Here is a 12346-nt window from a genome sequence, read left to right on the forward strand (position 1 = left end):
TAATCTCATTCAACTTCATTGCGCAATTCCTGTTTTTGTTCAGTATTTCTGCTGAATACTAATTTCTATATTTAAAATTTTAGCATGCAATTCCTTATGAATTCCTGATGCTTTGCAATTCAAGGCCTTTGATGTAGCCTTTGCTTGGATCAGACTTAGGAAGTTTTGATGATGCTGGTTCGCCAAAACGGAGGCTTTATTTAGGCATCTTTTTTATCACAGGGGAATTGCTGTACTGTTATAAAAAATCAAAAAAATGGATACATATTCATTGAATAATTTAGGTTGGAATAATTTTTTTCAACAACAGATTAATGAAGAAAATAAGGGATTTGAAATAGCCAGGGTGGCCATTCAAAACAAAAATAATTATATACTTTTTTCACCAAATGGGGAATTGCAGGGAGAACTTTCTGGGAAAATTCAATTTACTGCCGATGATCCTTCTGATTTACCAAAAGTTGGCGACTGGGTATTAATTATTCCATTTGATGGTGAAAAAAAGGCGATCATTCATGAGGTATTGGAAAGGAAAACCAAATTTTCCCGAAAATTGCCAGGAAGTACCACTACAGAACAAATTATTGCCACTAATCTTGACCTTATTTTTCTGGTGCAGGGATTGGATCATAATTTCAACCCCAGAAGATTAGAACGATATTTAATGTTGGCAAGGGAAAGTGGGGCGGAACCTGTGGTTATCCTGAGTAAGGCAGATCTTTGTGAAAATGTGGAAGAAAAGTTAAAAATAATAGGGAAGGTAGCTCCGAATACTAAAGTTTTTGCGGTGAGTGTAGTCAGCGAAAAAGGCTTGGAGGAAGTGAAAAACCTGGTACATCCGGGAAAAACCATTGCTTTTACAGGATCTTCCGGGGTGGGGAAATCTACTTTAATTAACTGGATAGCCGGTGAAGAAATCATGGAAACTCAGGAAGTAAGAGAGGATGACTCCAGGGGAAGGCATACCACTACCAGAAGGGAAATGATTTTGTTGGAAAACGGAGGGATTTTGATTGATACTCCAGGAATGAGAGAGTTGCAATTATGGAATGCTGAAGAAGGATTTGAGCAAACTTTTGCTGAAATTGAAGATTTGGCTGCTGCATGTAAATTTCAGGATTGCACCCATACGGTGGAAAAAGGGTGTGCTGTTTTAGCGGCCCTGGAAAAGGGAGAAATGGATGTGGCAAGATACAACAGCTTCCTAAAACTCCAACGGGAAATGGACTATCTCAACGCCAGTCAGGATAAGAAAGTCTACCTGGAGCGGAAACGGAAAAATAAAGTCTTACACAAAATGATTAAAAAATTACCTAATAAGGGTAATCGATAAGAATTGAAAAACCGATTGAAAATTTCGATCGGTTTTTTTATACCTGCTTACTCCCAAAATTTCCCATTTGGTAGATTTCCATTCTACAAAAGCCTCTTTTGATTTGCAATTAGAGATTTCTTTTTGGTAATTCAGGGAATGAAGTAAAACTGAAATTGATTGGAAAATTCAGGTAGTTTGCCAGCTGAATTTCGATTCCAAATATTTTTTCTCATCAAAAACTAATAGTGGTTTACTCAAAATATGAAAATTGAATTAAAAATGAAACAAACAATCTTATGGCTGTTCCTTTGTGTTTTTTATACAGGAATCCTGTCTGCACAAGAACACGAAGAGTTTTTTAAACCAGACAATCCTGTAACTCAGGCCTGGCTGAAACGAAATATCAGGAAATCCTCTCCCAAACTGATTCTCACGAAATCCATTGAGAAAAAGATCAAATCAAAACTAAAAAATGATGAATTGGTCCAAACCTATTTTCAGTTTTTGAAACAGAGTGCAGATGAAGTGCTGGAGTTACCTCCTTTAGAAAGAGACCAGATTGGAAGACGTTTGTTAGGCGTTTCCAGGGAAGCCTTGAGAAGAATTGGGGCACTGGCGATGGTCAACAGGCTGGAACCAGATCAGAAATATGTGGATAGGTTAGAACAAGAAATTATAGCTGTTTGTGGTTTTTCCGACTGGAATCCCTCTCACTTTCTGGATGTGGGAGAAATGGCTTTGGCTGTTTCCTTAGGAATTGATTGGGGGGATGGTTACCTGTCGGATGAATTGGTGAAAACCGCTAAAAAAGCTTTAATGGATAAAGCTCTGAAAGTGAGTTTTGAAGAAGGCCATACGGGTTGGGTGAATGCTAAAATGAACTGGAATCAGGTATGCCATGGGGGAATTTCAGCAGCAGCAATTATGCTGGCGGATGTTGATCCTGCCTTAAGTGCCAAGGCTATTTCCAGAGCAGTTGAAAAACTTCCTCTGGCATTGAGCGCTTATGTTCCGGATGGGGCTTATCCTGAAGGTCCAAGTTATTGGGATTACGGCACAAGTTTTTCATTAATTGGCCTGGGTATGTATGAAAGTGCGTTTGGAACTGATTTTAGACTTTCACAAGCCTCTGGGTTTATGGAAAGTGCAGATTATAGATTATTGGTAATAGGACCTTCCGGAGCCTATTTTAATTATTCTGATGCTGGAGACAACACGCATATGAAACTGAGTACAAGAGGACATCTAGCCTGGTTTGCCCAAAAAACCGGAGATGCGCTTTACCTGGATAGAGAGGCATACATCAAACAAACCAAAGAAGAAATTGCGGCCAAGGGAAAAATTTCGAGGTTAGGAGGAGCGATATTAATTTGGCTTGCATTATTCGAAGAGGAAAAGAAAAGTGCTTTACCACTGGCCTGGCAAGCAGATGGACATAATCCGATTGCCATTATTCGCTCAGGGAGTGAATCCAAAGATGCCTTTTTTCTAGGGATAAAAGGGGGAGCTGGAAGCGTGAATCATGGTAATATGGACGCTGGTTCTTTCATATTTGAATTAAATGGGGTGCGTTGGTCAGTTGATCCGGGAAATCAGGGTTACAATGAACTGGAGCAAATTATGGGGGCCCGTAATTTATGGGATAGAAGTCAGAACAGCCAAAGATGGTCTTTGGTAACCAAAAATAATTATTGTCATAGCACCCTCACCGTAGACAATAAATTGCATGTGGTGGATGGATTTGCCGAGTTTACGGAATTTGCTTCTGATCAAGATGAAAAAACTGCTATTCTTGATTTAACACCGGTTTTCAAAGGACAATTGAAATCGGTATCCAGAAAGTTTGTAAAAAAAGATGATCAGACTTTAGTGATTGAAGATGATTTTGAACTGGAGGAAAATAATGAATTTGTCACCTGGGCCATGATGACTCAGGCAGAAGTGGCTACTCAACCAGAAGGAGCAGTTCTCACTCAGGACGGAAAGACTCTAAATTTAAAAATCGTTTCCCCTGGTGATTTGCAGGTTTCTGTAGTGGCTTTAGACCCACCTCCTTTGTATTACGACAAAAAAATTGAAGGCTTAAAGCGAATTGAGATAAAAATTCCCGCCTATGTTTTTGAAAATAATAGGGGGAAAATTACAGTGGAATTGAAGGGAAATTAATAACTTGAATCTTTTTTAGAGGCTGGAAGCTAGAAGCAGAAAGTTAGAAACTGGATATTTTTCCAGAAATCTCACATGATTTATTGGCTTCATACCTCTGGATTATTAATTCATTGAATCAAACCAAAAAACAGAAATCATGGGACTTTTTTCCAGTTTAATGGGTAATGCCGGATATATGGATCCTGAAGAGATTCAGGAGGATTACGGGAGACTTTTTGCGGATACTGAAGAGGTAGAAATTGGCTTTAAACTTATTCGGGACACTTTTATTTTTACCAACAAACGGTTAATTCTTGTAGATAAACAAGGCGTTACGGGAAGAAAAATGGAATATTTGAGTATTCCTTATAAAAGTATTGCCCGGTTTTCGATTGAAACCTCCGGTCACTTCGATCTGGACGCTGAACTGAAAATATGGATTGGCAGTGATCCTGTTCCTTTGGAGAAAAAATTTAGCAAAAAAGTAGATATCTACGATGTGCAGAAAGTATTGGCCACTTATGTCTGTAAGTAATTTAGTAATGTTGAAAAATTAAACCCGCATTTATACGCCATTATTTTTACTCAAGAAGATGCGTTTTTGAGGCGCATAGCTGCGTTAAGCAACGAAAAAACAAAGATGTATGGGGCAAAAAGAACAAGTAGAAAGTGGATGTTATTATTTTATCATTACTTAAAAAGAAAAAGCCCGGAACTAAATCCCGGGCATTCTTAGTGTAAATTGAACATGTAGAAGCTAATAAAAATTGTTAAAGTGATAAGGAGGTTAAACTCCTTAAAAGTCAAAAAAATGGACTACCTGGTTGTTTAATTATATTTTAAATGATTTTAGGTTAGGTTAAAAGGTTATGATAAATTCAATACTCTTTTCTGGAATAACTAATGCAAGTTACCAGAATCGATAATTAAAAACATTCATAAACCTTGCCGAATATTACATCAGTGCTTTATTGCTTCTAAGTGTGCTTTACTTGTTGTATTCGCTTGATATTGAGTTGATTAGGATTTGTTTAACTCAGGTTTAACAAAGGGGGAGTGAAATAAAAATATATAATTACAATATTTTGTATTAACTAATTTGGAATTTAGTTTAATTTAAAAATTTAATTCTGGAAATAAAAAAGCGGATAAGCTTGTATTATTTCCAGAATTATTTTAAAATTTTTAATAAAAAAGTGTTTTTTTGACGTAAACCTTTCAGATTGAAGCTGTTAATAAATATTTAAATAGGCAACAAATCTTGCAGATAGCCAGGGGAAATAATGGACATCAATTGGTTTTTGTATTGCAAGATGGTGCACATGGCCTTTAAGGAAATTTCTAATTACAGTTTTCAGGTTAATGTTGAATTATTCCCAAATCACAACATCTTCCCGATTGTACCACTTCTCAGCTTTATCCAGATACAAAGCATCAATCTTATTTCGCTTAATTTTCATCGTAGGTGTGATGATATCATTTTCAATGCTCCATTCATCTTTGGTAATCACGATTTTCTTTACTTTCTGGTAATCCACCAGTTTGACATTTATCAGGGACAATAAGGATAGAAAACTATGCTCCACAGCCGATTTATCGGCTGTTTTTCCCACTTCTGAAAGTTGTATCAGTGCAATAGGCTGAGGGAGTCCTGTACCCATTACACAAATCTGCTCGATATAGGCATCTGCACTAAAATCCCATTCTATCGGGCCGGGAACTACGTATTCTCCTTTGGCTGTTTTAAACATGTCTTTCACTCTTCCGGTAATTTTCAGGTAACCCTCTTCATCCAATTCCCCCATGTCTCCTGTGTGCAGGTAACCATTTTTCAAAACATCTGCGGTCATTTCAGGTTCTCTGTAATAGCCTTTCATTATCCAGTCAGATTTCATCAGAATTTCATTTGTGTCTTTATCAATTTTTACCTCAACTCCCGGATAGGGAATGCCAATGGTTTCCAGTTTAAAAGCTTTGGGAGGCATTACGGAGCAGGCGCCCATGTTTTCTGTCATGCCATAAAGTTCCAATAATTTTAGTCCCAATTTCTGATACCAAAGATGAAGCGAAACGGGGGTAGGGGCAGCTGCTGTAAAAGCCATGATCACCTTTCCCAACCCAAGTTTGGTCAGGATTTTCTTTTTTATTATTCCTGAAAGAACAGGGATTTTCATTAATAAATCCAGTTTCTTTTGTGGCATTTTTTCTAAAACCCCCAATTGGAATTTAGTCCAGATTCTGGGAACTGCAAAGAAAATAGTTGGCTGAGTATCCTGTAGGTTTTTTACGAATGTATCAATAGATTCCACAAAGGAAATAGTGCCTCCAGAGTAAATGCTACAGGTTTCTACCACACCTCTTTCAGCCACATGGCAAAGTGGCAGGTAAGAGAAAAAGCGCTGCTCATTTTCATAAAGGGGAATAATCTTTTCCACAGATTTCATCACCCTGGAATTATGCTCATTAGTAACCATTACCCCTTTTGGCCTCCCGGTTGTTCCAGAAGTATAAATGATGGTTAGGATATCTTTAATGTCCGGAACAGGATTTCCCTTTAAGGGTTCATGTTTTTCGATAAGATCATCCCAGTTTTCGTATTCAGTGGCCGGACTGTTGGGATAGGAAATACATTTTATATCTCCCAAAACCCCAGGTTTCATCAAATCCCAGTTATCCAGCTTACCCACAAAAAGTACCTGAATTTGCCCGTGTTCTAATACATGCTCCAGCTGGCTGGCATTTAAATTGGGATAAAACGGCACAGAAATATGTCCACTCATCATAATGGCCAGATCATTCATGATCCAGTGGGCACAGTTTTTTGAAATAATCCCTATATTACTTTTAGGCGGTAGGTCCATTGCTTTTAAAGCCGAAGCAATACAACGCGCCTGCCTACCCACTTCTCCCCAGGTATAAGTTGTCCAGGAGTCTCCATGTGGTTGCCTGAGGTAAGTTTTATCTTTTAAAGCTTTTTCTTTGTGATAGAATTTTTCTATTAAAGATTCCAGTTTTTCATTATCATTTTCAACCGATTTTTTTTCGGCAATATTCATGTGTTCTTCCATAAGGCTGTAATTCTGAATTGGTATAAGAATTTAATCTTTTGATCATAAACAGAATCCTCTTTTAGAGTTGGTTAAAGTTTAACTTAACTCTTAAATCGACCAAATTTATTGAATCAAAGATCTAATAGGTGAAGTAATAAATATAAGCAAAAAATAAATGGATAGAGGATTTCTAAACACTTAATTCTAAAGAATTAGCCATAAGATTTTGCCTTTGTACAATTATTTCAACCATTTGCACAAAAAGTGAGGTAGTTTACCGATTTTTTTATAAAATTCACCCCAAAATAAAACTACACACAATTTAAACATTTCATGAAAAGAATCTACACCATTTGCGTGCTAGTTCTTTTGCATTGTTCAGGCCTTTGGGCCCAGGAGGATATTTATCCGGTTAACAATGTGAGAGACAATCGCCCCGAAATCTACTTTTTAAAAAATGCCACTATTTTTAAAGATTACCAAACCAAACTGGAAAATGCTTCCCTGCTTATAGAAGATGGGGTTGTAAAAGCCATTGGCACAAACCTTTCTGTTCCGAAAGGAGCCAGGGAGATCGATTTAAATGGAAAATTTATTTATCCGGCCTTTATTGATTTGCACAGTGATTATGGTTTGTCTGAAGTACCAAAAGGGAAACCTTTTAGTTTTGGATCACCTGAAGTGGTCTCTCCACAGACTAAAGGAGCATTTAATGTGAATGATGCGATTAAATCCAGTTACAATGCTGCCGAAGATTTTAACATTGCCGGCAAGGAAGCAGGAGATTTGCGAAAAGCGGGCTTTGGAACTGTGCTTGCCTCCAAAAGAGATGGGCTTGCCAGGGGAACTTCCGCCTTAATTAATTTGCTGGATGAACTGGAAAATGAGGCACTTCTCCAATCCAATGTGGCTGCACATTATTCCTTTAAAAAAGGCAGCTCCCCACAATCCTATCCTATTTCTTTAATGGGATGTGTGGCAGTACTGAGGCAGACTTATCTGGATGCAAAATGGTATTCCTCTAACAAAAATCAAAGCTTTTTTGATAATTCCCTGGAAGCCTGGAATGCTTCTCAGAAATTGCCACAGATTTTTGATGCAAAAGACTGGCAGTCAGTCTTGCTGGCGGATAAGATTGGGGATGAGTTTGGCGTGCAATATATCATTATTGGAGGAGGAGAAGAATACAAAAGAATTGCGGAAATAAAAGCGACTAATGCCAGGTTGATTGTGCCATTAAATTTTCCGGATGCTTATGAAGTAGAAGATCCATTCGAAACCCAGAACATAAAACTGGCAGATATGATGCATTGGGAACTGGCTCCTGGCAACCTTGCAGCATTGGAAAAAGCAGGAATTGACTTTTCCTTAACAGCAGATGGCTTAAGTAACAAAAGTGATTTCCTTGCGAACCTGAGAAAGGCTGTAAAAAATGGCTTGTCAAAAACTACCGCTTTAAAAGCCGTTTCCTTTAATCCCGCTCAATTTATTGAAGCTGGTTCTTCATTAGGCAGCCTGGAAAATGGTAAAATGGCCAACTTCCTCATCTTCTCTGATGATTTGTTTGAGGAAGAAAGTGAACTGATGGAAAACTGGGTAAATGGCAAACAATTTATCATTAAAAAGAAAAATGAAATTGACCTTTCCGGGAAATATTCACTTGAAGCTGGGGACAGTACTTTCAACCTGGAAATCTCAGGAAAACCGGATAAACACACTTTTAAAATTGTAATTAATGATAGTACAAAAATAGATGCGACTGCCGAGTTCGAAGAAACACTGCTTACTTTAAGTTTTACCCCAAATAAGGAGGAAAAAGCTTATATACGATTATCGGGCTGGAGGGATGGTAAGAACTTTAAGGGTAAAGGCCAGTTGCCAGATGGCGCCTGGGTGGAATGGACTGCTGAATATAAAGAAGAATTAGAAAAAGAGGAGGAAGAAAAGAAAGAAGAGGAAAAAGAAGCAGATGAAGTTGCAAAAGTATTGTTCCCATTTCTTCCTTATGGAAATGAAGAAAAACCAACTGCAAAAAATTACCTGATTAAAAATGCCACTGTCTGGACGAATGAAACTGATGGAATTTTGGAGGGAACAGATGTGTATGTAGAAGATGGGAAAATTAAAAAAATAGGGAAGAACCTTTCAATAAAAAATGCAGTGGAGATTGATGGAACCGGAAAACACCTGACTCCGGGAATTATTGATGAACATACCCATATTGCCCTGAATAATGTAAATGATGTAGCTACGAATTCGGGAATGGTGCGTATGGAAGATGTGATTGATTCTGATGATATTAATATCTACAGGCAACTGGCTGGCGGAGTGACTGCAGCACAATTACTTCATGGTTCTGCCAATCCGGTGGGCGGACAGTCTGCTTTGGTAAAATTCCGTTGGGGCGCTGCTCCCAATGATATGCTGATTAAAGATGCGGATAAATACATCAAATTCGCTTTGGGAGAAAATGTAAAACGCTCTTCCAATAGTAATTCTGTAAGGTATCCCCAAACCAGGATGGGAGTGGAACAAGTTTTTATGGATGGATTCACCCGAGCTAAAACTTATGATGCAGAATGGGCGGCTTATAATAGTTTATCCTCTTCAGCAAAAGCAAATGCTACCCCTCCAAGAAGGGATCTGATGCTGGAAACCATGGCAGAAATTATCAACAAAGACAGATTTATTACCTGCCATTCCTATGTGCAATCCGAAATTAATATGTTGATGAAGGTGGCCGAAAAATTTGATTTTAATGTCAATACCTTCACGCATATTCTGGAAGGCTATAAAGTGGCTGATAAAATGGCAGAACATGGCGCAGGAGGGTCCACTTTTGCCGACTGGTGGGCTTATAAATTTGAAGTGAGATATGCCATTCCCTACAATCCTATGCTTATGGCAATGGCCGGAGTAACTGTAGCCATCAATTCTGATGATGCAGAAATGGCCAGAAGACTTAATCAGGAGGCTGCCAAATCAGTAAAATACGGTGGTATGTCAGAAGAGGATGCTTTGAAAATGGTGACTTTGAACCCGGCCAAATTGCTTCACCTGGATGACAGAATGGGAAGTGTGAATGTGGGCAAGGATGCTGATTTGGTACTTTGGAATGACCATCCGCTATCCATCTATGCCAAACCGGAAAAAACTATGGTAGATGGTATTATTTATTATGATATAGAGGAAGATGAAAAGAAGAGAGAAGAAATTGCCATGGAAAGAGCAAGGCTGATTCAAAAAATGCAGGAGGCGAAGAAGAATGGAGCAAAAACCCAATCTGTAGAGCCAACTGTGCATCAATTCTGGCATTGTGATGATTTGCACTTTGGGCAAATTCATTAGAGCTTGTTTAAGTTTTATTTTTCATGGTGATGCAGCCTAAAGGATAAAGTTTAAACACGCTCCCAACACAAGAAATTTTACTTCTAAATTAAAAACATTTAAAGATGAAAGTATTCATAAATTTTATAACCTTATTGTTATGCTCAATTCATTGGGGGATGGCACAGGTACCAGCTCCTGCTGATGCTCAGGGAAACCCAATTTTAATAACAGGGGGAACCATCCATGTGGGAAATGGTGAAGTATTTGAAAATGGGGCTGTGGCTTTTGCGGAGGGGAAAATTACCTATGTAGGCGAAGCTGCTGGTTTTTCAGCTGATCAGTCCTCCTATGAAGTGATAGATGCCAGCGGAAAACATATTTACCCTGGTTTTATTATTCCTAATACTACACTTGGATTGGTGGAAATTGGAGCTGTAAACGCTACGGTTGATCAAAATGAAATTGGTAACTTAAATCCAAATGTACGGTCAATAATTGCCTATAATACTGATTCTGAGATAATTCCCACTATGCGGTTTAACGGGATTTTATTGGCACAAACCACTCCTGTGGGAGGAAGGATTCCCGGAACTTCTTCAATTGTTGGGCTGGATGCCTGGAACTGGGAAGATGCTGTAATTAAAATGGATGATGCTGTACATTTGAATTGGCCCGGCAGGTACAAATACGAATTTGATTATTCCGATTTTTCAGTGAAAAGGGTGAAAAATGACAAGTATGAAGAACAGTTGAAGGAATTGAATGAGCTATTTTCCGATGCCCAATCTTACGCCAGTCAATCTGCCAAAAAGGAAAATCTTAAGCTGGAGGCCATGTTGGGTTTGCTGGATGGGAAAAAGGCTTTGCACATTCATGTGGATGATGCCAAAGGAATAATAGAAAGTATCCAGTTTACAAAAAAATATGGTATTCAGAAAATAGCAATTGTTGGGGGAGAAGAGGCGCTTTTGGTAAAGGATATCATAAAGGAAAATAATATCCCGGTTTTGCTTTCTGATGTGCACAGGTTGCCTAACAGGCCTGAGGAAGATGTGGATATGCCTTATAAATTACCCTATCTTTTGCACAAAGAGGGAATAAAAGTCGGGCTCACCTACAATAGCGTAACCAATTCCAGAAATTTGCCATTTTTCGCTGGAACTGCTGCTGGTTATGGACTTTCCAAGGAAGAGGCGCTGAAAATGATTTCCTTAAATACCGCTGAGATTTTAGGGATCAGTGAACAGTTTGGTTCAATTGAAAGTGGAAAAAATGCCACCCTTTTTATTTCCGGAGGTGATGCCCTCGATATGAGGGGAAATCTGGTGGAAAAAGCTTTTATTTCGGGAAGAAATGTGGAATTAAATGCCATGCAACAGCGGCTTTATAAAAAGTATAAAGCAAAATATGAGGCTGGTAAGTAATTCTATCTAATGGTTTTACTCGGGATGGAAAGATTTACAAATAAATCTAAATGATTCAAAACATTTTTGCCTTTAAGATAGTCTTTATGTAAAAGATTGCCTTTATTTATTCCTGGTAATCAATTTCACTTTATTTTAATCAGCAAAACATAAACTAATAAAAAATGAAAGATCCGGACCGTGTAAAAAACAGAATTGTTGTGTTGACAGAGGACACCAGCAATGAAAAAAATGAAAAAGAAAGTTCAAATAAGAAGTTGGTAATTGATGGCCGAATAGCCATTGTTTCCAATGATTAAATTGAAAATAAATCAACAAAAAATCCGTGGCAATTATCTGTCACGGATTTTTTTATGACCTGGTTTGGGTAAATTCTTTACAAAGTCTTAATTCTCTCCATCAAACTATTTTTGTACGTATTACTGATGGGAATTATTCTCCGGCCAATCTGAAGGTTGGAAATGTCAATATTTTCTATTCGATCGAGCCTGATGATAAACGAACGATGTATCCGCATGAACTGACTTTCAGGAAGCTTTTTCTCCACTGCTCTAAGGGTGGTATAAACTAACAACATCCTTTTACTGGTGTGAATTTTCACGTAATCCCCAGCGGCTTCAATAAAATCGATATCCACAAACTTGATATTCTCCAATAAGGACTCTACTTTCACGTAAAGACTATCTCCTTCTTCCTTAGCTGAATTTTGTTCTTCTATATTTTTTTGTGCCCTTTGAACAGCTTTAAGAAACCTTGCATAATTTTCAATCGGCTTCAGTAAATAATCTGTTACTTCATACTCGAAGGCTTCAAGTGCATATTTTTCCTTACTGGTGGTGAGAATGATTTGTGGGGGAGCATTTAATGTTTTGATAAATTCAAGTCCGGTCATCTCCGGCATTTCCACATCCAGAAAAATCAGGTCTACCGGCTGGTTGGCAAGCATGTTGGCCGCTTCAATGGCATTTTCAAATTTCCCTACCAGGTCCAGAGAGGTATTTCTGGCCACTAGGGTTTCCATAATTTTCAATGACATGAGATCATCATCTACTATTATACAGGTTAGTTTTTTGCCCATT

Annotated in this window: 8 protein-coding genes; 6 read left to right on the forward strand and 2 right to left on the reverse strand. The window is 38.1% G+C overall.

Annotation, left to right across the window (positions count from 1 at the left end; genetic code table 11):
• The first annotated feature begins 256 nt into the window (after nucleotides 1–256).
• The 3 genes from rsgA to A3EM_RS0112495 all read left to right on the forward strand — a co-directional run bounded on the left by rsgA (nucleotide 257) and on the right by A3EM_RS0112495 (nucleotide 3998).
• Nucleotides 257–1333: a ribosome small subunit-dependent GTPase A gene (gene rsgA / locus A3EM_RS0112480; protein WP_020528554.1), complete on the forward strand. Its 1077-nt coding sequence runs from the start codon at nucleotides 257–259 to the stop codon at nucleotides 1331–1333.
• Nucleotides 1334–1594: 261 nt separating this feature from the next.
• The gene (locus A3EM_RS0112490) at nucleotides 1595–3481 is read left to right on the forward strand and encodes a heparinase II/III domain-containing protein (protein WP_245576502.1); all 1887 of its coding nucleotides are present in this window, start codon (nucleotides 1595–1597) and stop codon (nucleotides 3479–3481) included.
• A gap of 139 nt (nucleotides 3482–3620) precedes the next feature.
• Nucleotides 3621–3998, forward strand: a complete 378-nt coding sequence (locus A3EM_RS0112495; RefSeq protein ID WP_020528556.1) for a PH domain-containing protein — start codon at nucleotides 3621–3623, stop codon at nucleotides 3996–3998.
• An 835-nt stretch (nucleotides 3999–4833) separates the two neighbouring features.
• Here the strand turns inward: A3EM_RS0112495 and A3EM_RS0112500 are convergent.
• On the reverse strand, nucleotides 4834–6531 hold the full coding sequence (locus A3EM_RS0112500; protein ID WP_020528557.1) for an AMP-binding protein: 1698 nt from the start codon (nucleotides 6529–6531) through the stop codon (nucleotides 4834–4836).
• A 315-nt stretch (nucleotides 6532–6846) separates the two neighbouring features.
• Here A3EM_RS0112500 and A3EM_RS0112505 point away from each other — a divergent pair, with 315 nt between their 5' ends.
• The 3 genes from A3EM_RS0112505 to A3EM_RS48320 all read left to right on the forward strand — a co-directional run bounded on the left by A3EM_RS0112505 (nucleotide 6847) and on the right by A3EM_RS48320 (nucleotide 11566).
• Entirely contained in the window at nucleotides 6847–9861 is a 3015-nt protein-coding gene (locus A3EM_RS0112505; protein WP_020528558.1) for an amidohydrolase family protein, read from the forward strand.
• A gap of 158 nt (nucleotides 9862–10019) precedes the next feature.
• On the forward strand, nucleotides 10020–11267 hold the full coding sequence (locus A3EM_RS0112510; RefSeq protein ID WP_020528559.1) for an amidohydrolase family protein: 1248 nt from the start codon (nucleotides 10020–10022) through the stop codon (nucleotides 11265–11267).
• A 164-nt stretch (nucleotides 11268–11431) separates the two neighbouring features.
• Nucleotides 11432–11566 (forward strand): hypothetical protein, encoded by a 135-nt coding sequence (locus A3EM_RS48320; protein WP_020528560.1) that lies wholly within the window; start codon nucleotides 11432–11434, stop codon nucleotides 11564–11566.
• A 77-nt stretch (nucleotides 11567–11643) separates the two neighbouring features.
• On the opposite strand, the gene A3EM_RS0112520 is transcribed toward A3EM_RS48320, so the two are convergent.
• Entirely contained in the window at nucleotides 11644–12345 is a 702-nt protein-coding gene (locus tag A3EM_RS0112520) for a LytR/AlgR family response regulator transcription factor (RefSeq protein WP_020528561.1), read from the reverse strand.
• Nucleotide 12346 lies beyond the last annotated feature (1 nt).

The sequence above is a fragment of the Flexithrix dorotheae DSM 6795 genome (assembly GCF_000379765.1).
Taxonomy (GTDB): Bacteria; Bacteroidota; Bacteroidia; order Cytophagales; family Flammeovirgaceae; genus Flexithrix; species Flexithrix dorotheae.